A 21,744-nucleotide genomic window follows, 5' to 3' on the forward strand; every position below is an offset into this window, starting at 1 on the left:
ACGCTCAAAGCAACCGCGCCGAGGCCCACAACAGCCCGAAACCGTGAATGGCGAAGACGGCCAGCAGCGCGCCGGCCATGGCGAAACGGTCGAAGATGCGGATCGGCTTCAATTCGTGGCGCGGTTTTACCCCGCTACCCACTGTCATCAGGCTGAGGATGGCAAAGACGGCGCCCGCCACCAGCAGAAAGCTTTGGGAAAAGCCGGCCAGCCAGCCAAGCCATAGCAAGGCCGAGAGCAGGGAAAACGAGGCGAGCGCCAGGGCGACCGGCCCCGGGCAGATCTGGCGCAGCACCTGACCGCCGTCGAATTTCCACACCGGCACCAGATTGGCGATGTTGAACAGCGCGGCAAAGCCGGCAAGCGTCGCCAGAAGGGCCGCGGCGAGCCGATGTCCCTCGCCGGATGCGAGCCCGCTGGCGACGATCAGCAGCGGTACCAGGAACGCGGAAAAACCAGCGCCCATCAGCGCCACGAAGGCGACCTCGAAGCGGCTGTCATAAGGCCGGCCGCCAATGGCGATGCCGCCGAGCAGCGGGATAAAGATCATCCGCGCCTTGCGATGACCGGTTAGCCGAAAGGCCGCCATGTGGCCGAGCTCATGCAGGGCAACCACCGAGGTCAGGATCGCGGCCAGCGCCAGGCCGCCGAGATTGAGCCCGAAGAACGGCCAAAGGATGAAAGCCGACAGAACGGCGAAACCGACCTGGCTCAGCGGATGCTCGAACCAGCCGCCCTTGCGATACTGTCCGGTCCTCGCCCAGATCTCCAGCTTGCCGAGCTCGCGGCGCATGGCGAAGTAGCGGAACACCAGGAAGGCGACGCCGCGATAGCGATCGGTCTGGCTGAGCGTCACCCGCGTGCCGGCACCTTCCGAGGTGAGTTCAGTGGTCTCGTAAAAATCCTTCCAGAACGACGCGTCGAGCGCGGTATCCTCGATGACCCGCATCGAAAAACGACTGCCTTCGACGACGTCCTCGAAGCGCGACCCGCGCTCGATCGGCTGGCCGTCGCGGCCTTCCCAGGACAGCAGGATGCGGGTCGTGCCCTGCCCGTCCAGCGGCTGGGCCGAGAGTATCTCGCCGGACCAGCCGGCATCGCTGCCGAGCGGCCACAGCGCCTGCCAGAGGCGCTGCCGGTCCATTGCGACCACGCGGCTGAGCCTCACCGTGCGCAAACCGAGCGGCGCGGTCATCAAAAGGAAAATCAATCCGAGATTACCGGCCACGAGAAGGGACGTCACGATCGGCGACACCTGAGGTTTTGCTCCCTGTATTTGGCAGGGCACCCTAGCGGCACGGCGGCAAGAAAGGCTTAACGGCACAACGCCCTCCTGCCCGCCTAAAACACTGCGGCGAACAGCAGTTGCATCACATGGCGCCGATCCAGACGGCCATGGAAACCAGAAACGCACTCATGCACACCAACGAAACGACGTCCTGAACAAGATCGCTCATAACTCTCTCCTGTTGTTGCTATGTTCGTATTTTGTTCTAACTTTGTTCGAAAGTCAATGAGCGGAAAGTGGCATGCCGACAAATCCTGACAGCCGGTTTGGGCAGGGTTAAGGAAAGGTTGACGGGGTGACGGCAGTGCTGACGGAGGGCGCATCGCATGCCTTTGCGATCGGCCGACACGCACCAGTTGGGGCCTACAACGGAACGACCTTGCCGTCCGCCAGCGTCACCCGGCGGTCCATGCGCGAGGCGAGCTCGTGATTGTGGGTGGCGATCAGCGCGGCAAGGCCGGACTGCTTGACCAGCGCGCCAAGCGCCTCGAAGACATAGGACGCGGTGACCGGGTCGAGATTGCCGGTCGGCTCGTCGGCCAAAAGCAGCAAGGGCGCATTTGCGACCGCGCGAGCAATGGCGACGCGCTGCTGTTCGCCGCCGGACAGCTCCGACGGCCGGTGCGACGCGCGCTTGCCAATCTGCATATAGTCGAGCAGCTGTGCTGCGCGCTCCGACGCCTCCTTGCGCGAAAGCCCTTTGATCAGCTGCGGCATCATGATGTTTTCCAGTGCCGAAAACTCCGGCAGCAGATGATGGAACTGATAGACGAAGCCGACATCGTTGCGGCGGATTGCCGTGCGTTCGTCGTCGGAGAGCCGTCCGCAGGCGCGGCCGGCCAGAATGACGTCACCGGCGTCGGGGCGCTCGAGCAGGCCCGCCGTGTGCAGCAGCGTCGACTTGCCGGTGCCCGACGGCGCCACCAGCGCCACCATCTCGCCGCGCTTCAGCGAAAAGTCGGCGCCGTTCAAAATGGTGAGCTTGCGCGGCCCCTGGACATAGTGCCGCTCGACGCTCTTCAGCTCGATAATGATCTCGGACTTCATTCGTATCTCAAGGCCTCGACCGGATCGAGCCGTGCGGCGCGCCATGCCGGAAACACGGTTGCAAGGAAGGACAGGCCGAGCGCCATCAGGATGACGTAGGTGGTCTCGCGTGGGTCCATCTTTGCCGGCAGTTGGCTGAGGAAATAGAGTTCCGGATTGAACAGCACCTTGCCGGTCATCCAGGAGAAGAACTGGCGGATCGATTCGATGTTGGTGCAGATGAGCACCCCGAGCAGCACGCCGGCGAGCGTGCCGGTTACGCCGATCGCAGCGCCCGTCATCAGGAAGATGCGCAGGATGGCGCCGCGCGAGGCGCCCATTGTGCGCAGGATGGCGATATCGTGGCCCTTGTCCTTCACCAGCATGATCAGGCCGGAGATGATGTTGAGCGCCGCCACCAGCACGATCAGCGTCAGGATCATGAACATGACGTTGCGCTCGACCTGCAGTGCTGAAAAGAACGTCTCGTTGCGCTGGCGCCAGTCGACCATGTCGATCGGCCGTTGCGCCGCCGCATCGACCAGCGGTTTCAGCGCGTCGACATTATCGGGATTGTCGACATAGATCTCGATCGTCTGCGCCCTGCCGTCCATGTTGAAATAGAGCTGCGCTTCGGAAAACGGCATGTAGACGATGGAGCTGTCATATTCCGACATGCCGACCTCGAAGATCGCCGCCACCTTGTAGCCCTTCAGCCGCGGCGTCGTGCCCATCGGCGTGACGTCGCCATCCGGCGATATCAGCGTGATGGTGTCGCCAAGCACAAGGCCGAGATTTTCCGCCATACGCTTGCCGATGGCGACGCCCTCGCCGGAGTCGAAACCGTCAAGCGTGCCTTGTTTGACGTTTTTGGCGACGATGGCGATCTTGCCGAGATCCTCGGCGCGTATGCCGCGCACCAGCGCGCCCATGCCGCCGCCGACATTGCCTTGCGCCAGCACCTGGCCGTCGATCAGCGGGATCGCGTATTTGACGCCGGCCACGCCGTTGATGCGGGCTGCGACCTGCGCATAGTCCTCAAGCGGCGAATCCAGCGGCTGCACGATCAGATGGCCGTTGACGCCGAGGATGCGGGTCAGAAGTTCGGCTCGAAACCCGTTCATGACAGCCATGACGACGATCAGCGTGGCGACGCCTAGCATGATGCCGAGGAAGGAGATCGAGGCGATGACCGAGATCACCGTCTCCTTGCGGCGCGACCGCAAATAACGCCAGGCGACCATGCGTTCGAACATGGAGAACGGGCCGGCGACCGGAGATTTGGCGACCGGAGACTTGCCAACCGGAGACTGGGCTACCGAAGACTTCGCTGCCGCGGCTTCGCTCATGCGGTTGCACCGAAGCGTTTCCTGGCCTCCGCGACCGGCAGCGTCTCGCGCTCGCCGGTCCGGCGGTTCTTGATCTCGATCTCGCCGGCGGCCACGCCGCGCGGCCCGACGATCACCTGCCAGGGCAGGCCGATCAGGTCTGCGGTGGCGAACTTGCCGCCCGGCCGCTGGTCGGTGTCGTCGTAAAGCACATCCTTGCCGGCGCTGGTGAAGGCGGCGTAGAGCTCGCCGCAGACGCGGTCGCACTCGGCGTCGCCGGCCTTCATGTTGATCAGGCCGATGTCGAACGGCGTCACCGCTTCCGGCCAGATGATGCCGTTATCGTCATGGCTGGCCTCGATGATCGCTGCCACCAGCCGCGACGGACCGATACCGTAGGAGCCGCCGGAAACGAAATGATCCTTGCCGTCGGGCCCGGTCACCTTGGCGCCCATGGGCTTGGAATATTTGTCGCCGAAATGAAAGATGTGGCCGACCTCGATGCCGCGTGCCGAGACCCGGTCGGCTTCGCCAAGCTTGTCCCAGGCCGCCTCGTCATGCATCTCGTCGGTGGCGGCGTAAGGCGTCGTCCACGTTTTGACGATGTCGGCGATCTCGCCGTCATTGCCGAAGTCGGTTTTCTCGCCGGGCACCTGGAGCGACAGATATTCGCGGTCGCAATAGACCTGGCTCTCGCCGGTGTCGGCCAGGATGATGAATTCATGGCTGAGATCGCCGCCGATCGGCCCGGTGTCGGCCCGCATCGGAATGGCCTGCAGCCCCATGCGCGTGAACGTCCTGAGATAGGATACGAACATGCGGTTATAGGCGGCCTTCGCGCCCTCGAAATCGAGGTCGAAGGAATAGGCATCCTTCATCAGGAATTCGCGCGAGCGCATGACGCCGAAGCGCGGCCGCACCTCGTCGCGGAACTTCCACTGGATGTGGTAGAGGTTTAGCGGCAAGTCCTTGTAGGACTTGACGTAGGCGCGCACGATCTCGGTGACCACTTCCTCATTGGTCGGACCGTAAAGCATGTCGCGGTCCTGCCGGTCCTTGATGCGCAGCATCTCCTTGCCGTAATCGTCATAGCGGCCGCTTTCGCGCCACAGATCGGCCGACTGGATGGTCGGCATCAGGATTTCCAAAGCGCCGGCGCGGTTCTGCTCCTCGCGGATGATGCGGCAGACCTTGTCCAGCACCAGCTTGCCCAGCGGCAGCCAGGAAAAGCTGCCCTGCCCCTGCTGGCGGATCATGCCGGCACGCAGCATCAGCCGGTGCGAGACGATCTCGGCCTCGCGCGGATTTTCTTTCAGGATGGGCAGGAAAAACTGCGACAAACGCATGGACAGGTCCGTGAGAGAGGAGGCTGCGCCGGAATCGGCGCGGCTGGCTTGCTTGCCCCGGCTTCATAGCTATTTCGTGACGGAATGGAAACCCGACCGGCCGCATCGGCCGGAAATCGCAAAAATCGATTCTTCTTCCAAAGACCTTCGCACCGAAAACGATAATGCTTTTGATACAAAATGATGACCTGACTCCGAAGTGCTCACACACGCTTTGCGCGTCCGGGCGACGCGGCACACCTGACCAGATTAAGGCGGCAGCCCCGGTGTTGTTCGTTTCGCAAGCAAAGCCTGCCGCACTATTGTGCACTGCAGCACAGATTGCCCGATTGCGGGCAAAATTCTGCGTGACAATTTCATCAGGGTTAGGCTAGTGTGCCCCGATAACCGAGAGGGTGGAGAAAAATCTGCTCTCCTACGCGGTCAAAGTCTTGGGAGGATGCGATCTAGGCGCGGTTACCCGCTGCCGCCGGAAACCGGAAAACAGATCGGAACGCGTTTAAATTGCAAGGCCTTGTGCCTTGCATTTTTTTTGCCCGATCATCTGGTTAGATCAACCTGTTCCCAAATCACGTGAGCTTGCGTCAGCCTGATGCCCAGTCGTGATTCTAATACGGGTGGGCCATGCCTGGCCGCCTATTGCGCATCGCAGGCTGGTGAGACAAAACCTGAGTTTGGCGCTTCGAAAACAGGCACGAACACCCCACCCGATCTGTCGGCGGGAAAGTGGTTAGTTAGCCGGTGCCCGGCTGGCTTCGGGGATGATGTGCGGGACTTCGTCGAGGCTGTAGCCCAGCCCGTGCGTCAGGCTGTAGAAAACCCCCATGACGACAGCCGTGACGATGGTGGTGCGGATCACGGCGCGCAGCATATGCGGTCCGCGCGGCGCGCTCGCAACCGTGCCCAGCGTCACGTCCTGGTCGTCATCCTGCGTCTTGACGCTGAACGGCAGCACGATGAACAGCATCAGCCACCAGGTGATGAAGAACAGGGCGGCAAACGAAATCCAGCTCATGCCTGCTCCAGTTCGACCAGCGTGCCGAAGAAATCCTTGGGATGCAGGAACAGCACCGGCTTGCCGTGGGCGCCGGTTTTGGGATTGCCGTCGCCCAGCACGCGGGCGCCGCTCGCTTTGAGGTGATCGCGCGCGACAAGGATGTCGTCGACCTCGTAGCAGACATGATGCATGCCACCCGAGGGGTTCTTCGCCAGAAAGGCCGCGATCGGCGACCGTTCGCCCAGCGGCTCCAGGAGTTCGATCTTGGTGTTGCCGACATCGACGAACACCACGGTAACGCCATGCTCGGGCAGCGCTTGCGGCGCGGTGACCTTCGCGCCAAGCGTATCGCGATAGGCCGCAATCGCCGCGGCCAGGTCCGGCACGGCAAGCGCTACATGGTTCAGGCGTCCGAGCATCGATGCTCCGTGGCTAGTGGGTGAATGGTGAATACCAATCTCGATCAGCGCAGCACGTCGACCCTTCACTATTCACTATTCACTATTCACTATTCACTATTCACCATCCACTACCTCGTCACAAACACCGTCACCAGCGGCTTCTTGCCCCAGGCTTCGTTGGCGGCGCCGCGCACGGCGCGGCGCACCGCTTCCTGCACCAGGTCGAGGTCCTTGCGGCGCTGGCGAGGGATCGAGTCGACCGCGCCGACGGCCGCGTCGAGCATCAGATCTTCCATGTTTTCGCCACGGGCATCGGCCTCGGCGACGCCGATGGCGACCAGGTCGGGATCGCCGGCGAGCTCATATTTGTCGTCGAGCACGACATTGACCGCGACATGGCCGGCAAAGGATAGCTTGCGCCGGTCGCGTATGCCCATCGCCTGGTCGGTGCCGATCAGCCTGCCGTCCTTGTAGATGCGGCCGAACGGCACCTGCTCGATGATCGTGGCCGGACCCGGCGCCAGCCGCAGCATGTCGCCGTCGCGCACTTGCGCCACCTGGCCGATGCCCGACGTCGACATCAGCGACCCCTGCGCCACCAGATGCGCGGCTTCGCCGTGCACGGGAACGCCGATCTGCGGCCGCACCCATTCATACATCCTGCGCAATTCGCTGCGGCGGGGATGGCCGGAGACATGCACCAGCGCGTCGCCATCCTCGATGATCTTGATGCCGAGGTCGATGAGGCGGTTCTTGATCTCGAGGATCGCCTTCTCGTTGCCGGGAATGGTGCGTGAGGAAAACACCACCGTGTCGCCGGCCGTCAGCGACACCGACTTCATCTCGTCGCGCGACAGTTTTGCCAGCGCTGCCAGCGCCTCGCCCTGGCTGCCGGTGCAGATGATGACCAGGTTCTCGCGCGGGATGAAGCCGAAATCCTCTTCGGCGATGAACTCCGGCAGCCCGTCCATGTAGCCGAGTTCGCCGGCGACATCGATGACCCGCTTCAGCGAGCGGCCGAGCACCAGGCACTGGCGGCCGGCATCGCGCGCCGCCTTGGCGATGGAGACGATGCGTCCGACATTGGAGGAGAAGGTGGTGACGGCGACACGGCCGACAGCGCTCTGGATGACGCCCCTGAGGCCTTCGCCCACCGCCACTTCCGACGGCGATTCGCCTTCGCGCAGCGCATTGGTGGAATCGCAGACCAGCGCCAGAACGCCCTTGTCGCCATAGGCGCGAAACCGCGCCTCGTCGGTCTTGGGGCCGATCGTCGGTTCCGGATCGATCTTCCAGTCGCCGGTATGGATGACGGTGCCGGCCGGCGAGGTGATCGCCAGCGACATCGGCTCGGGGATGGAGTGCGCAACCGGAATGGCCTCGATCGAGAACGGGCCGACGGTGAATGTCTCGCCTGCCCGGTAGATCGTCACCGGAATTTTCTTCGGCGCGCCCTGCTCGCCCTGGCGCTTGGCGTCCAGCAAGCCGGCGCTGAACGGTGTCATCCACACCGGCGCCTTCAGCTTTGGCCAGATGTCGAGCAGCGCCCCGTAATGGTCTTCATGCGCGTGGGTGATGATGATGCCGCGGAGGCCGGCGAGGTTCTCCTCGATGAAGCGCGTATCGGGCAGGATCAGGTCGACGCCCGGATGCGCCGCGTCGGGAAAGGTCACGCCGACATCGACGACGATCCACTCGCGCGCGCTAGGCGGCCCATAGCCGTAAAGGGCGAAGTTCATGCCGATCTCGCCGACGCCGCCGAGCGGCACGAAGACGAGTTCGGCGTTTTGCGCTTTCGCCATCAATTTTCCCTTCCCGGCCCTTGCGACCAGCTCTAAATCTTTGCCGACGCGACGGCGCCGAAATGCACGTCGCCGGCGGCTACCGTCACGACTGACCCCTCATCATCGCGGATCACGAAACGGCAGTCCGCGTCAATGGTCTCGAAGGTACCGCGCACCACATTCCCGTCAATCCTGACAGCAACCTCGCCGCCAAGCCCCGCCGCGCGCGCCAGCCAGCGACGCCGGATGGCGTCGAGCCCGCGTCCGTCATCCCACAGCCGGGCATTGTCGGTCCAGGCATCGGACAGCGCCAAGAACAGCGTTTCGGCGTCGCATGTCGCGCCCAGCGCCTGAAGCGATGTCGCCGGATACGGCAAATCCGGCGGATGCGCCACCACATTGACGCCGATGCCCACCGCCACCGCGAAACGGCCGCCATCGAGAATGGCCGATTCCAGCAGGATGCCGGCCAGTTTGGCGCCGGAGGCAAGCACATCGTTCGGCCATTTCAGCTCGAAGCGGTTCTGCCCTTGGCTGGCGCCGTCGAGGCCGATGGCGATCCTGCCCTTCGGCACCACGGCGTCAAGCGCATCGGCCAGCGACAGGCCGGCGACGAAGCCCAGCGTCGCCGCCAGACGCAACTCACCGCCGGTGATGACCAGCAATGTCGCCGCCAGATTGCCCTCGGGAGATACCCAGGCCCTGCCGCGGCGGCCACGGCCGCTTTCCTGCTTCTTGGAAACGACCCACAATTTGCCGGGGTCGCCTGCCCTTGCATGGTCCAGCGCAAGCGTGTTGGTGGAACCCACGCTGTCATGGGCCTCGAGCCGGAACCCTTCCGTCTCAGAGGTTGGAGCCAGCCGAAATGCCATCCGGTCAGAAAAATGTCTTGGCGGCGGCTTCGGCGTAGGTCGCGATCGGACCGCCGATCAACACATAGAACAGCACGAAAGCGCCGGAGACACCAAGCACGAGGCGCAGCTCAACCGCCATCGGCACGAAGCCACCGGCCGGTTCGTCGAACCACATGATCTTGATGATACGCAGATAGTAGAAAGCGCCCACGACGGAGGCCAGCACGCCGATGATCGCCAGCGCATAGAGGTTGGCGTTGATGGCGGCGAGGAACACGTACCATTTCCCCCAGAAACCGGCGAGCGGCGGGATGCCGGCCAGCGAGAACATCAGGATGGTCAGGATCGTCGCCATGATCGGGTTGGTCGACGACAGACCGGCGAGATCGCTGATCTGCTCGACATTGCCTTCCTTGCGCCGCATGGCGAGGATGAAGGCGAAGGTGCCGAGCGTCATGACGAGATAGATCAGCATGTAGATGGCGACGCCGCGCACGCCGGCCTGGCTGTTGGCGGCTAGGCCGACCAGCGCGTAGCCCATATGGCCGATCGAGGAGTACGCCATCAGCCGCTTGATGTTGGTTTGGCCGATCGCGGCGAAGGAGCCGAGCGCCATCGAGGCGATCGAGATGAAGACGATGATCTGCTGCCAGTCGGAAGCGATCGGCTTGAAGGCGCCCATGGTGACGCGCACGATCAGCGCCATTGCCGCCATTTTGGGGGCAGCCGCCAGGAAGGCGGTGACCGGCGTCGGCGCGCCCTCGTAGACATCGGGCGTCCACATGTGGAACGGCACCGCGGAAATCTTGAAGGCAAGACCGGCCAAAACGAAAACCAGGCCGACGACGAGGCCGAGCTGGCGCTCACCGCTGCCAAGCGCCGAGGCGATTTCCTGGAAGCCGACATTGCCGGTGTAGCCGTAAATGAGGCTGATTCCGTAAAGCAGCATGCCCGACGACAGCGCGCCGAGCACAAAATACTTCAAACCGGCCTCGGTCGAACGCAGATTGTCGCGATTGATCGCCGCCAGCACGTAAATCGCCAGCGACTGCAGTTCGAGGCCGAGATAGAGCCCGATCATGCCGTTGGCCGAGATCATCAGCATCATGCCGAGCGTGCACAACAGGATCAGCACCGGGTATTCGAACTTGTCGAAATGCTCCTGCCTGGCGAAGCGCATCGACATCACCAGCGTCACCGCCGAACCGATCAGCGACAGCACCTTCATGAAGCGGGAGAACGGATCCTGGATGAAGGCGTTGCCGTAGGCGCTCCCCTGCCCCGTGGGAAAGATCAGCCATAGGCCTGCGATCACCAGCACGGCGACGGCAAGGCCAGTCACCAGAATGGCAGTGTTGGCGCGCGAATAGGCGCCGACCATCAACAGCGCCAGCGCGCCGATGGCGAGGATCAGCTCCGGCGTCGAGAGCGAAAGACTGGAGTAAAGGTCCGGCGTCATGGTTCGCAAAACCTCTGGTCAGTTGGCCGCCGCGGTCTGCGCGGCGCCGATGGATGCGGTGACATTGGTGACGAGCGCCTTGACCGACTGGGCCGTGGCATCGAAGACGGGAGCGGGATAAACGCCGAAGAAGATGACCAGCACGACCAGCGGGTAGATGATTGCCTTCTCGCGCGTCGACAGATCGAGCAGGCCCTTCAGGCTTTCCTTGGTCAGCGCGCCGAAGATCACCCGGCGGTAGAGCCAGAGCGCGTAGGCCGCCGACAGGATGACGCCGGTGGCGGCGAAGAAAGCCACCCAGGTGTTGACCCGGAACACGCCGAGCATGGCCAGGAACTCGCCGACGAAACCTGACGTGCCCGGCAAGCCGACATTGGCCATGGTGAAGATCAGGAACACGGTTGCGTATTTCGGCATGTTGTTGACCAAGCCGCCATAGGCGTCGATCTCGCGAGTGTGCATGCGGTCGTAAATGACGCCGACGCACAGGAACAGCGCGCCCGAGACGAGGCCGTGGCTCAGCATCTGGAAGATCGCGCCCTGCACGCCTTCCTGGTTCATGGCGAAGATGCCCATGGTGACGAAGCCCATATGGGCGACGGAGGAATAGGCGATCAGCTTCTTCATGTCCTCCTGCATCAGCGCCACCAGCGAGGTGTAGATGATGGCGACGACCGACAGCGTAAACACCAGCGGCGCGAACATTTCCGAGGCCAGCGGGAACATCGGCAGGGAAAAGCGCAGGAAGCCGTACCCGCCCATTTTCAACAGGATGCCGGCCAGGATCACCGAACCCGCCGTCGGCGCTTCGACGTGCGCATCGGGCAGCCAGGTGTGCACCGGCCACATCGGCATCTTCACCGCGAAGGAGGCGAAGAAGGCTAGAAATAGCCATGTCTGCATGTGGGCCGGGAAGTTGTGGGTCAGCAGTGTCGGGATGTCGGTGGTGCCCGCCTGGAAGAACATCGCCATGATGGCGAGCAGCATCAGCACCGAGCCGGCCAACGTGTAGAGGAAGAACTTGAACGAGGCATAGACGCGGCGCTTGCCGCCCCAGACGCCGATGATGATGAACATCGGGATCAGGCCGGCCTCGAAGAAGACGTAGAACAGCACGATGTCGAGCGCGCAGAACACGCCGATCATCAGCGTTTCCAAGAGCAGGAAGGCAATCATGTAAGCCTTGACTCGCTTGTCGATCGCTTCCCACGACGCCAGGATGCAGAGCGGCATGAGGAATGTCGTCAGGATGACGAACAGCATCGAAATGCCGTCGACGCCCATATGGTAGGAGATGCCGGAATCCAGCCAGGCAAACTTCTCGACGAACTGGAAGCCGGCTTGCGAATTGTCGAAGCCGGTCCAGATGAACAGGGAGATGATGAAGGTGGCCGCTGTCGTCGTGAACGCGATGGCGCGGATGTTGCGACGCGCATTCGGGCTGTCATCCCTGATGAACAGGATCAGCAGCACACCTACGAGCGGCAGGAAGGTGACCAGCGAGAGGATTGGCCAGGCGGTCATCAGAGCATCATCCAGGTGACGAGTGCGGCCACGCCGATCAGCATGGCGAATGCATAGTGATAGAGATAGCCGGTCTGCAGCTTGACGACGCGGTCGGTGACGTCGACGACGCGCGCCGAAATGCCGTCAGGACCGAGCCCGTCGATGATGGTGCCGTCGCCGGTCTTCCACAAGAACCTGCCCAGCGCCTTTGCCGGCCGCACGAACAGGACGTCGTAGAGCTCGTCAAAGTACCATTTGTTGAGCAGGAAGGCATAGAGCAGCCGATGGTTGGCGGCGACGCTCCGGGGCAGTTCCGGCGAGCGGATGTAGAACTTCCAGGCGACGGCAAAGCCGATGACCATGGCGACGAACGGTGCCAGCTCGACCCACAGCGGCAATTCATGGATCTCGTGCAGGATGTGGTTGTCCGGCAGCGTGAACAGCGACGCCTTCCAGAATTCGGCATAGGCTTCGCCGATGAAGGCGCCATGAAAGATAACGCCGGCAAACAGCGCGCCCGCGGCCAGGATGAACAGCGGCACCAGCATCACCGGCGGCGATTCATGGACATGGTGCATGACGTCGTGGCTCGCCCGCGGCTCGCCGTGGAAGGTCATGAAGATCAGCCGCCAGGAGTAGAAGGAGGTGAAGCAGGCGGCGATGACCAGCAGGACAAAAGCGAGGCCGGCGACCGAATTGTGGCCGGCAAAGGCAGCCTCGATGATGGCATCCTTGGAGAAGAAGCCGGCGGTGCCGATGACGGTCACCGGAATGCCGACGCCGGTCAGTGCCAGCGTGCCGATCACCATCATCCAGTAGGTCTTCGGAATGAGCTTCCGCAGGCCACCCATCTTGCGCATGTCCTGCTCGTCGGACACGGCATGGATGACCGAGCCGGAGCCCAGGAACAGCAGCGCCTTGAAGAAGGCATGCGTGAACAGATGGAAGATCGCCGCGCCATAGGCGCCGACGCCGAGCGCGACGAACATGTAGCCGAGCTGCGAGCAGGTCGAATAGGCGATGACGCGCTTGATGTCGTTCTGGACCAGGCCGACGGTCGCCGCGAAGAAGGCGGTGAAGGCGCCGATGAAGGTCACCACGGTCAGCGCCGAATGCGACAGTTCGAACAGCGGCGACAGCCGGGCCAGCATGAACACGCCGGCCGTAACCATGGTGGCGGCATGGATCAGCGCGGAAACCGGCGTCGGGCCTTCCATGGCGTCCGGCAGCCAGGTGTGCAGCGGCACCTGCGCCGACTTGCCCATGGCGCCCATGAACAGCAGCAGGCAGACGATGGTCATGGCCGCCTGCTTGTCCAGCGCATAGCCGAGGAAGGTCAGCACGGCGGCGCCTTGTGGTGCGCCTTCGGCCGGAATGAACGTCGCGGCATTGGCGAAGATGGTGCCGAGATTGACCGAGCCGAACAAAACGAAGACGCCGAAAATGCCGAGCGCAAAGCCGAAATCGCCGACGCGGTTGACGACGAAGGCCTTGATCGCAGCGGCATTGGCCGACGGCTTCTTGTACCAGAAGCCGATCAGCAAATAGGAGGCGAGACCCACCCCTTCCCAGCCGAAGAACATCTGCACCAGATTGTCGGCCGTCACCAGCATCAGCATGGCGAAGGTGAACAGCGACAGATAGGCAAAGAAGCGGGGCCGGTTCGGATCGTGGTGCATGTAGCCGATCGAATAGATGTGGACCAGCGCCGACACCGTGTTGACCACCACCAGCATGACCACCGTCAGCGTGTCGATCCTGAGCGCCCAGGACGCGTCCAAGCCGCCGGATTGGATCCAGCGCAGTACCGGCACGGTGAACACCTCGCCTTCGCCGAAGCCGACGGAGAAGAAGGCGACCCAGGACAGCACGGCCGAGATCACCAGGAAGCCCGAGGTGATGTATTCCGATGCCTTGGCGCCCAGCGAATTGCCGAACAGACCGACGATCAGGAAGCCGAGCAGCGGAAGGAAGACGATCGCTTGATACATGTTAGCCCCGTCAACCCTTCATCTGGTTCACGTCTTCGACCGCGATCGAGCCGCGGTTGCGGAAGAAGACGACGAGAATGGCAAGACCGATGGCCGCTTCAGCGGCGGCGACCGTCAGCACGAACAGGGCAAACACCTGGCCGACGAGATCGCCCAATGCCGCCGAGAAGGCAACGAAATTGATGTTGACCGCCAAAAGAATCAGCTCGATCGACATCAGGATGACGATGATGTTCCTGCGGTTCAGGAAGATGCCGAACACGCCCAGCGTGAACAGGATCGCCGATACGGTCAGGTAATGTGCGATGCCGACGACCATGGCCAGATCAAACCTTTCCCGGCATTTGTTGAATCATTGAACGCGCGGATACGATGGCGTCCAAAAGGCTGTCTATGGCAGAAGGCTCGAAGATAACTGTTGCATCATTCCGGCCTGCCCCCTGAACGTATGTGAAATCTTCGCTCTTGATGTTCAGCGTAAGATTCCCGTCGCGATTCCAGACGAATACCCAGGCCTTCTCAGTCGAATCAACCCGCCAAGAGGCAACCTGCTCTCCCCAGTATTTTTTCTTCAAACGACCGAACATCGTCAGAGCCCCTCGCCCGACTTGACCTTGCGGATTTCCATGCCTGTCGCCGGCGTGCGGCCGACCTGGGCGGCGATCGACTGCCGCTTGACCCCTTCCTTGTGGCGCAGCGTCAGGACGATGGCGCCGATCATGGCGACCAGCAGGATGAGGCCCGAAATCTGGAAGTAGTAGAGGTAGTCCGTATAGAGGATGTCGCCGAGTGCTGCGGTGTTTGTCCGCGCGGCAAGATCCGGGATGGGTTTGGAGACCGTCGAGGCCAGTTGCGGCGCGAAGGTGTAGCCGCCGAGCACCACGATCAGCTCGGCCGCCAGGATCAGCCCGACCAGCGCGCCGATCGGCGCATATTGCAGGGCGCCTTCCTTCATCTCGGCGAAGTCGACATCGAGCATCATGACGACGAACAGGAACAGCACCATGACCGCGCCGACATAGACGACGAGCAGGATCATCGCCAGGAACTCGGCGCCGGTCAGCATGAACAGGCCGGCGGCGTTAAAGAAGGTCAGGATCAGGAACAGCACGGAATGCACGGGGTTGCGCGACGAAATGACCATGAAGGCCGACGCCACCGCGACAAAGGCGAAGAGGTAGAAAAAGGCCGCCTCTAGTCCACTCAGCATTGGGGATCCCCCGGGTTCCTGTCCAAACAGGACATCCGTCCTGTTTGATTTCTGCGACCGCCTCCGGCCGGCAAGTTGCGTTGTCCTTAGACGAGGCCCCTCGCCCCGTCCATGCGTCAAATGTCAGCGGTAGGGCGAGTCCAGCGAGATGTTGCGCGCCAGTTCGCGTTCCCAGCGGTCGCCATTCGCCAGCAGCCTGTCCTTGTCGTAGTAAAGCTCTTCGCGCGTCTCCGTCGCGAACTCGAAATTCGGCCCCTCGACGATAGCGTCGACCGGGCAGGCTTCCTGGCAGAAGCCGCAATAGATGCACTTCACCATGTCGATGTCGTAGCGCACGGTGCGGCGCGTGCCGTCATTGCGGCGCGGGCCGGCCTCGATGGTGATCGCCTGCGCCGGACAGATCGCTTCGCACAATTTGCAGGCGATGCAGCGCTCTTCGCCATTGGGGTAACGGCGCAAAGCATGCTCGCCCCGGAAGCGCGGGCTGATCGGCCCCTTTTCGTGCGGATAGTTGATCGTCTCCTTCGGCGCGAAGAACTGGCGCATCGACAGGAAGAAGGCGCTGACGAAATCCTGCAGCAGCAGCGATTTTGCGGCTTGAGCAAGCGCACTCATTCGGCACCCCCAAAAATCTGTATTGCAGCGATGGCGCCGACAAACCCAAACAAAACAGGCATCAGGAAACGGTAAGCAAGTGTCGTCAGAGCAGCCAATTTCTGCTTGTCCCAGCTAAACACCGGGGCTCGGTAGTTTGCTGCCAACCTTTGTTCCTGTTGCCGCAAGACGTAAGGAAGCACGACCAGATTGCCGAACAACGCCACGACTACGCCGGCAACTGCTCCCAAAAAACCAAGGGTGAAATCGCCCATCACGCCATCCCCGTGATCTTGAGGAAGGCCGCGGTGGCAACGACCATGAACAGCGAGATCGGCAAAAATACTTTCCAGCCGAGCCGCATCAGCTGGTCGTATCGGTAGCGCGGCACGAAGGCCTTCACCATGGAGAACATGAAGAACATCAGGCAGATCTTGAGCACGAACCAGATCACGCCGGGCACCCAGGTGAAGGGGGCGAAGTCGAAGGGCGGCAGCCAGCCGCCGAGGAACAGGATGGTGGCCAGCGCGCACATCATCACCACGGCGACATATTCGCCGAGGAAGAACAACAGGAACGGCGTCGAGGAGTATTCGACCATGTGGCCGGCGACGAGTTCCGACTCGGCTTCCACCAGGTCGAAGGGCGGGCGGTTGGTCTCGGCCAGCGCCGAGATGAAGAAAATGACGAACATCGGGAACAGCGCCAGCCAGTGCCAGTCGAGGAAGCTGTTGGGCAGGCCAAGCTTGGTGCCCAGACCGTCCTGCTGCGACAGCACGATGTCCGACAGGTTGAGCGAGCCGACGCAGAGCAGCACGGTGACGATGACGAAGCCGATCGAGACTTCGTAGGACACCATCTGCGCCGCCGAGCGCAGCGCGCCGAGGAACGGGTATTTCGAGTTGGACGCCCAGCCGCCCATGATCACGCCATAGACCTCGAGCGAGGAGATGGCGAAGACGTAGAGGATGCCGACATTGACGTTGGCGATCCCCCAGCCGGCATTGACGGGAATGACCGCCCAGGCCGAGATTGCCAGCACGGCCGACACCAGCGGCGCCAGCAGGAACACGCCCTTGTTGGCGCCGGACGGAATGACCGGTTCCTTGAAGACGAATTTTAGCAGATCGGCGAAAGCCTGCAGCGTGCCCCACGGGCCGACGACGTTCGGGCCGCGGCGCAATTGTACCGCCGCCCAGATCTTGCGGTCGGCGTAAAGCAGGTAGGCAACCCCGATCAGCAAAACGACGATCAGCACGACCGACTTCAAAAGGATGATCAGCGTCGGCAGCACGTAGAAGGAGAAGAAGGTGTCCATGTCTACTCTGCCGCCTGCCTGAAGCCGTTTTTCGCCAGCGCCGAGCATTCCGCCATGACGGCGGAGGCCCGCGCAATCGGGTTGGTCAGATAGAAATCCGTGACCGGCGAGGTGAAAGTGCCCTTGTTCAGCCGCCCGCCGAGCTTCGCCACCCTAGCGACGTCATCGGCATTGCCGGCTTCGACATGATCGATGCGGGCGAGATGCGGGTATTCGCCATAGAGTTTGGCGCGCAACTGCTGCAGCGAATCGAAGGGTAGTTTCTTGCCCAGCACATCGGACAATGCCCTCAGGATCGCCCAGTCTTCGCGCGCGTCGCCCGGCGCGAAGCCCGCGCGGTTGGTCTGCTGCACGCGTCCCTCGGTGTTGACATAGGTGCCGGACTTTTCGGTGTAAGCGGCTCCCGGCAGGATGACATTGGCGCGGTGCGCACCGGCGTCGCCATGCGTTCCGACATAGACGACGAAGGCGCCGCCGGTCTTGGACATGTCGATCTCGTCGGCGCCGAGCAGGAACAGAACCTCGCTCTCACCCAGCATGCCGGCAACGTTCTTGCCGCCCTTGCCAGGCACGAAGCCGACATCGAGACCGCCGACGCGCGCGGCCGCAGTGTGCAGCACGGCAAAGCCGTTCCAGTCGGCGCGGGCAGCGTTGACGGCGGTGGCGAGTTTCGCCGCCTGGCCGAGCACCGCCGCGCCGTCGGCACGCGACAGCGCGCCCTGGCCGACGATGATCAGCGGATGCGTCGCCTTCTTCAGCACCTGGAAGAACTTGCCATTGCCGTCGGCCAGGTCTTTCAGCGACTCCGGACCGGCGCCGAGCTGTTCGTAGTCGTAACGCGTGTCGCCGACCTCGCCGATGACGCCGACCGGCAGATTGCCGATCCGCCAGCGTTTGCGGATGCGGGCATTGAGCACCGAGGCCTCGAAGCGCGGATTGGCGCCGATGATCAGCACCGCGTCGGCCTGCTCGATGCCCTCGATGGTCGGGTTGAAGATGTAGCTGGCGCGGCCGAGCGCGGGATCGAGTGCGGCGCCGTCCTGGCGGCAATCGGTGTTCCTTGAGCCCAACGCAGCCATAAGCTGCTTCAGTGCGTAGATTTCCTCGACGGCGGCAAGATCGCCCGCAATCGCGCCGATTTTCTCGGGCGCCGCATTCGACACCGCATCCCTGATCGCAACGAACGCTTCGGCCCAGCTGGCCGGCGCCAGCTTTCCGTCCTTGCGGACATAGGGGCGGTCGAGGCGCTGCGTGCGCAATCCGTCCCAGATGAAGCGGGTCTTGTCGGAAATCCACTCCTCGTTCACCGCTTCATTGACGCGCGGCAGGATGCGCATCACCTCGCGGCCACGGCTGTCGACGCGGATTGCCGAGCCGACGGCGTCCATGACGTCGATGGATTCTGTCTTGGTCAGCTCCCACGGCCGCGCCTGGAAGGCGAACGGCTTCGACGTCAGCGCGCCGACCGGGCAGAGGTCGATGACATTGCCCTGCAGCTCCGAGGTCATGGCGCTTTCGAGATAGGTGGTGATCTCGGCATCCTCGCCGCGGCCGATCAGGCCAAGCTCGGAAATGCCCGCAACTTCCGTGGTGAAGCGAACGCAGCGCGTGCAGTGGATGCAGCGGTTCATAACCGTCTTGACCAGTGGGCCGATATACTTGTCTTCGACCGCGCGCTTGTTCTCGTGATAGCGCGAGGAATCGACGCCGAAGGCCATCGCCTGGTCCTGCAGGTCGCATTCGCCGCCCTGGTCGCAGATCGGGCAATCCAGCGGATGGTTGATCAAAAGGAATTCCATCACGCCTTCGCGGGCCTTCTTGACCATCGGCGTGTTGGTGAAGATTTCAGGCGCCTCGCCATTCGGACCCGGACGCAGGTCGCGCACATTCATGGCGCAGGAGGCCTGCGGCTTCGGCGGCCCGCCCTTCACCTCGATCAGGCACATGCGGCAATTGCCGGCGATCGACAGCCGCTCATGGAAGCAGAAGCGCGGCACTTCCGCGCCGGCGTCCTCGGCCGCCTGCAGCAGCGTGTAGTGGTCGGGTACAGTGATCTCTTTCCCGTCGACCTTGAGCTTTGCCATCAATTGCCCCCGGCGGTCTGCGCCGTCTCATATGCCTGAAACAGATCGCTCAGCCTGATGCCATTGATCATCATGCCGGCGACTTCAGCGTTTTCTATCTTCAAATTGCTCATATTCACATTGCTGAAAAACGCGTCCGAGAGGTTCGCGTCGTCCACAACGGCCGCCGACAGGTCGACGTTGTGAAACTGCGTGTTCGACAAGTTCACATCGTCAAATCTGGAGTTGCTGACGATGGCATTGCGCACATCGAGAACATCGCTCCTGTCGTGGATCTCCATGCCTGCCACCCCTACTTCTTCGCCTTGGCGGCCAGCGTCAGCGCCGCGGCCTGGCGGGTCCACTCGTCGCGGCCGATTCGGCCGGTGAGCGACAGGTAGTCCTCGACCCAGGCGATCTCTTCCGGCGTCCACGCCGCGATCTGGGCAAAGGTCCAGATGCCGAGGCCGTTCAGCACTTTTTCCAGCTTCGGTCCAACGCCGGTGATCGCCTTGAGATCCGACGGCTTGGCCGGACGAGCCACGGCCTTGGGCTGTCTGAAATCCTCCGGCATCAATCCGATCGTCGCGCCTTCGGCGACGGCATCGGTCTTCTCCGGCTCGGCATCGACGGTGCGAGCGGCAATATCGGTCACATCCTGGGCAAAACTCTGCGCCTCGGCGATCAGGGTTCTGGTCGCCGCGCGCGCCTTGGTGGCCGGCGCGGTCTCGGAGAACTCTTGGGTGCGCTGCTCGAAATCGTCGATGATCGGCTGGAAAATCCGCTGCGATGCCTCGGCAGCACCCGACAAGGCGCCTAGCCACACGCCAAAGGCATGGTTGGCAAGGCCGAAGCCCAGCGCCGACATGGCGGCGGCACCCGCGACAGGATGCGCGAGAAGGTTGACGGCGCTGGCCATCTCCTTCGGCATCATCCTTGTCAAATCCTGGTTCATCTTCTCAAGCTGGTCCAAATTGGGCATCAAAGGGTTCGAATAGGGCGCCATAGACATCTCCTGGTCGTTTCTTCGTCAGCCCCGCCCCTATATTTCCGTCCGGGGCTTGCGCCCGATTTCAATCTACTCAGCAGCCACCATCACCGGTTCGGCCCGGTGCGCGTTGCGCGAAAACTCGTCGATGCGCCGCTCCACCTCGCCGCGGAAATGCCGCATCAGGCCCTGGATCGGCCATGCCGCGGCATCGCCCAGCGCGCAGATCGTATGACCCTCCACCTGTTTGGTGACGTCGAGCAGCATGTCGATCTCGCGCTTCTGCGCCTCGCCGCGCACCAGCCGCTCCATCACCCGCCACATCCAGCCGGTGCCTTCGCGGCATGGCGTGCACTGGCCGCAGCTCTCATGCTTGTAGAAATAGGAAAGCCTGGCGATCGCCTTCACGATATCGGTCGATTTGTCCATGACGATGACAGCCGCCGTGCCAAGGCCGGATTTCAGGTCGCGCAAAGCATCGAAATCCATCGGCGCATCGATGATCTGCTCGGCCGGCACCAGCGGCACCGAAGCGCCGCCCGGAATGACCGCCAGGAGATTGTCCCAGCCGCCGCGAATGCCGCCGCAATGGGTTTCGATCAGCTCGCGGAACGGGATCGACATCGCCTCTTCGACGGTGCACGGATTGTTGACGTGACCCGAGATGCAAAACAGCTTGGTGCCGACATTGTTGGGCCGGCCAAAGGACGAGAACCAGGCGGCGCCACGGCGCAAAATGGTCGGCGCGACCGCGATTGACTCGACATTGTTCACGGTAGTCGGACAACCGTACAAGCCGACATTGGCTGGGAATGGCGGCTTCAGCCGGGGCTGGCCCTTCTTGCCTTCGAGGCTTTCGAGAAGTGCTGTTTCCTCGCCACATATATAGGCGCCGGCGCCGTGATGCATGTAGATGTCGAAATCGTATCCGGACGTGTTGTTCTTGCCGATCAGCCTGGCCTCGTAGGCCTCGTCGATGGCGCGCTGCAGCGCCTCGCGCTCACGGATGAACTCGCCGCGCACATAGATGTAGGCGGCGACCGCGCCCATGGCGAAGCCGGCGATGAACGAGCCCTCGACCAGGGTGTGCGGATCGTTGCGCAGGATATCGCGGTCCTTGCACGTGCCGGGCTCGGACTCGTCGGCGTTGACAACGAGATAACTCGGCCTTCCATCGCTCTGCTTGGGCATGAACGACCATTTCAGCCCGGTCGGGAAGCCGGCGCCGCCACGGCCGCGCAGGCCGGACGCCTTCATCTCATTGACGATCCACTCTCGCCCCTTGGCGATGATGCCGGGCGTGTTGTCCCAGGCGCCGCGCGCCATCGCGCCGGCCAGTGACTTGTCGAAGAGCCCGTAGATGTTGTTGAAGATGCGGTCTTTGTCAGCCAGCATGACTTACCTCTTTCCCCGCAAGACGATCGAGACCCACACCAGCACGCCTATGCCGGTCGCGGCCATCGATTCCAGGGTATCCGAAAACGGCAATTCGACGAGGCGCCGAAGCCCCTCCAGAAGGATGTTGGCAGCAGCGATGCAGACAACGCCGATGACAATGCTGCGCAGCGACAGCAAAGATCCGGTGCTTTTG

22 protein-coding genes are annotated in these 21,744 nt (G+C 62.6%); all 22 read right to left on the bottom strand.

The annotated features are described in order from the left end of the window. Positions 1-4: 4 nt before the first annotated feature. The 22 genes from ACYG97_RS12275 to ACYG97_RS12380 all read right to left on the bottom strand — a co-directional run bounded on the left by ACYG97_RS12275 (position 5) and on the right by ACYG97_RS12380 (position 21,728). The gene (locus ACYG97_RS12275; RefSeq protein WP_023733800.1) at positions 5-1,255 is read right to left on the bottom strand and encodes a peptidase M50; all 1,251 of its coding nucleotides are present in this window, start codon (positions 1,253-1,255) and stop codon (positions 5-7) included. A 396-nt stretch (positions 1,256-1,651) separates the two neighbouring features. Further along, a complete protein-coding gene (locus tag ACYG97_RS12280; RefSeq protein WP_023685211.1) occupies positions 1,652-2,335 on the bottom strand; it encodes an ABC transporter ATP-binding protein in 684 nt (227 codons plus the stop codon). Beyond that, positions 2,332-3,663: a lipoprotein-releasing ABC transporter permease subunit gene (locus ACYG97_RS12285; protein WP_023731225.1), complete on the bottom strand. Its 1,332-nt coding sequence runs from the start codon at positions 3,661-3,663 to the stop codon at positions 2,332-2,334. Before ACYG97_RS12285 ends, ACYG97_RS12280 begins: the two co-directional genes overlap by 4 nt. Next, positions 3,660-4,988 carry a proline--tRNA ligase gene (proS, locus tag ACYG97_RS12290; RefSeq protein WP_023670802.1) on the bottom strand — a complete coding sequence of 443 codons (1,329 nt, stop codon included), beginning with the start codon at positions 4,986-4,988 and terminating at the stop codon, positions 3,660-3,662. The genes ACYG97_RS12285 and proS overlap by 4 nt, the downstream gene beginning before the upstream one ends. A gap of 730 nt (positions 4,989-5,718) precedes the next feature. Then, a complete protein-coding gene (locus tag ACYG97_RS12295; RefSeq protein WP_023698332.1) occupies positions 5,719-6,003 on the bottom strand; it encodes a DUF1467 family protein in 285 nt (94 codons plus the stop codon). Then, positions 6,000-6,404, bottom strand: a complete 405-nt coding sequence (gene mce, locus ACYG97_RS12300) for a methylmalonyl-CoA epimerase (RefSeq protein WP_023685207.1) — start codon at positions 6,402-6,404, stop codon at positions 6,000-6,002. The genes ACYG97_RS12295 and mce overlap by 4 nt, the downstream gene beginning before the upstream one ends. 110 nt (positions 6,405-6,514) lie before the next feature. Next, positions 6,515-8,188, bottom strand: coding sequence for a ribonuclease J (locus tag ACYG97_RS12305; protein ID WP_023733801.1), 1,674 nt, complete (start codon positions 8,186-8,188; stop codon positions 6,515-6,517). A 32-nt stretch (positions 8,189-8,220) separates the two neighbouring features. Next, the gene (locus tag ACYG97_RS12310) at positions 8,221-9,042 is read right to left on the bottom strand and encodes a biotin--[acetyl-CoA-carboxylase] ligase (RefSeq protein ID WP_023670806.1); all 822 of its coding nucleotides are present in this window, start codon (positions 9,040-9,042) and stop codon (positions 8,221-8,223) included. Positions 9,043-9,046: 4 nt separating this feature from the next. Beyond that, on the bottom strand, positions 9,047-10,483 hold the full coding sequence (nuoN, locus tag ACYG97_RS12315) for an NADH-quinone oxidoreductase subunit NuoN (RefSeq protein ID WP_023731229.1): 1,437 nt from the start codon (positions 10,481-10,483) through the stop codon (positions 9,047-9,049). A gap of 18 nt (positions 10,484-10,501) precedes the next feature. Then, complete coding sequence (locus ACYG97_RS12320; protein ID WP_023733802.1) at positions 10,502-12,007, bottom strand: NADH-quinone oxidoreductase subunit M; 1,506 nt, start codon at positions 12,005-12,007, stop codon at positions 10,502-10,504. After that, a complete protein-coding gene (gene nuoL / locus ACYG97_RS12325) occupies positions 12,007-13,980 on the bottom strand; it encodes an NADH-quinone oxidoreductase subunit L (RefSeq protein WP_023733803.1) in 1,974 nt (657 codons plus the stop codon). Before nuoL ends, ACYG97_RS12320 begins: the two co-directional genes overlap by 1 nt. A 10-nt stretch (positions 13,981-13,990) precedes the next feature. Continuing rightward, positions 13,991-14,299: an NADH-quinone oxidoreductase subunit NuoK gene (gene nuoK / locus ACYG97_RS12330; protein WP_023670810.1), complete on the bottom strand. Its 309-nt coding sequence runs from the start codon at positions 14,297-14,299 to the stop codon at positions 13,991-13,993. Between the two features lie 7 nt (positions 14,300-14,306). Beyond that, on the bottom strand, positions 14,307-14,567 hold the full coding sequence (locus tag ACYG97_RS12335) for a hypothetical protein (protein ID WP_023670811.1): 261 nt from the start codon (positions 14,565-14,567) through the stop codon (positions 14,307-14,309). Positions 14,568-14,569: 2 nt separating this feature from the next. Further along, positions 14,570-15,190, bottom strand: a complete 621-nt coding sequence (locus ACYG97_RS12340; protein ID WP_023690957.1) for an NADH-quinone oxidoreductase subunit J — start codon at positions 15,188-15,190, stop codon at positions 14,570-14,572. Positions 15,191-15,313: 123 nt separating this feature from the next. Then, a complete protein-coding gene (gene nuoI / locus ACYG97_RS12345; RefSeq protein WP_023670813.1) occupies positions 15,314-15,805 on the bottom strand; it encodes an NADH-quinone oxidoreductase subunit NuoI in 492 nt (163 codons plus the stop codon). Next, complete coding sequence (locus ACYG97_RS12350; RefSeq protein WP_023670814.1) at positions 15,802-16,059, bottom strand: hypothetical protein; 258 nt, start codon at positions 16,057-16,059, stop codon at positions 15,802-15,804. The genes nuoI and ACYG97_RS12350 overlap by 4 nt, the downstream gene beginning before the upstream one ends. Then, positions 16,059-17,102: an NADH-quinone oxidoreductase subunit NuoH gene (nuoH, locus tag ACYG97_RS12355; protein ID WP_023670815.1), complete on the bottom strand. Its 1,044-nt coding sequence runs from the start codon at positions 17,100-17,102 to the stop codon at positions 16,059-16,061. Before nuoH ends, ACYG97_RS12350 begins: the two co-directional genes overlap by 1 nt. A 2-nt stretch (positions 17,103-17,104) precedes the next feature. Continuing rightward, entirely contained in the window at positions 17,105-19,186 is a 2,082-nt protein-coding gene (gene nuoG, locus ACYG97_RS12360) for an NADH-quinone oxidoreductase subunit NuoG (protein ID WP_023670816.1), read from the bottom strand. Continuing rightward, positions 19,186-19,467, bottom strand: coding sequence for a pentapeptide repeat-containing protein (locus ACYG97_RS12365; protein ID WP_023690954.1), 282 nt, complete (start codon positions 19,465-19,467; stop codon positions 19,186-19,188). Before ACYG97_RS12365 ends, nuoG begins: the two co-directional genes overlap by 1 nt. 11 nt (positions 19,468-19,478) lie before the next feature. After that, complete coding sequence (locus tag ACYG97_RS12370) at positions 19,479-20,171, bottom strand: NADH-ubiquinone dehydrogenase subunit (RefSeq protein WP_023690305.1); 693 nt, start codon at positions 20,169-20,171, stop codon at positions 19,479-19,481. Positions 20,172-20,243: 72 nt separating this feature from the next. Further along, a complete protein-coding gene (gene nuoF, locus ACYG97_RS12375; RefSeq protein WP_023670819.1) occupies positions 20,244-21,548 on the bottom strand; it encodes an NADH-quinone oxidoreductase subunit NuoF in 1,305 nt (434 codons plus the stop codon). A 3-nt stretch (positions 21,549-21,551) separates the two neighbouring features. After that, positions 21,552-21,728 carry a hypothetical protein gene (locus ACYG97_RS12380; protein ID WP_023733804.1) on the bottom strand — a complete coding sequence of 59 codons (177 nt, stop codon included), beginning with the start codon at positions 21,726-21,728 and terminating at the stop codon, positions 21,552-21,554. Between the last annotated feature and the right edge of the window lie 16 nt (positions 21,729-21,744).

The organism is Mesorhizobium sp. W067 (genome assembly GCF_054719525.1).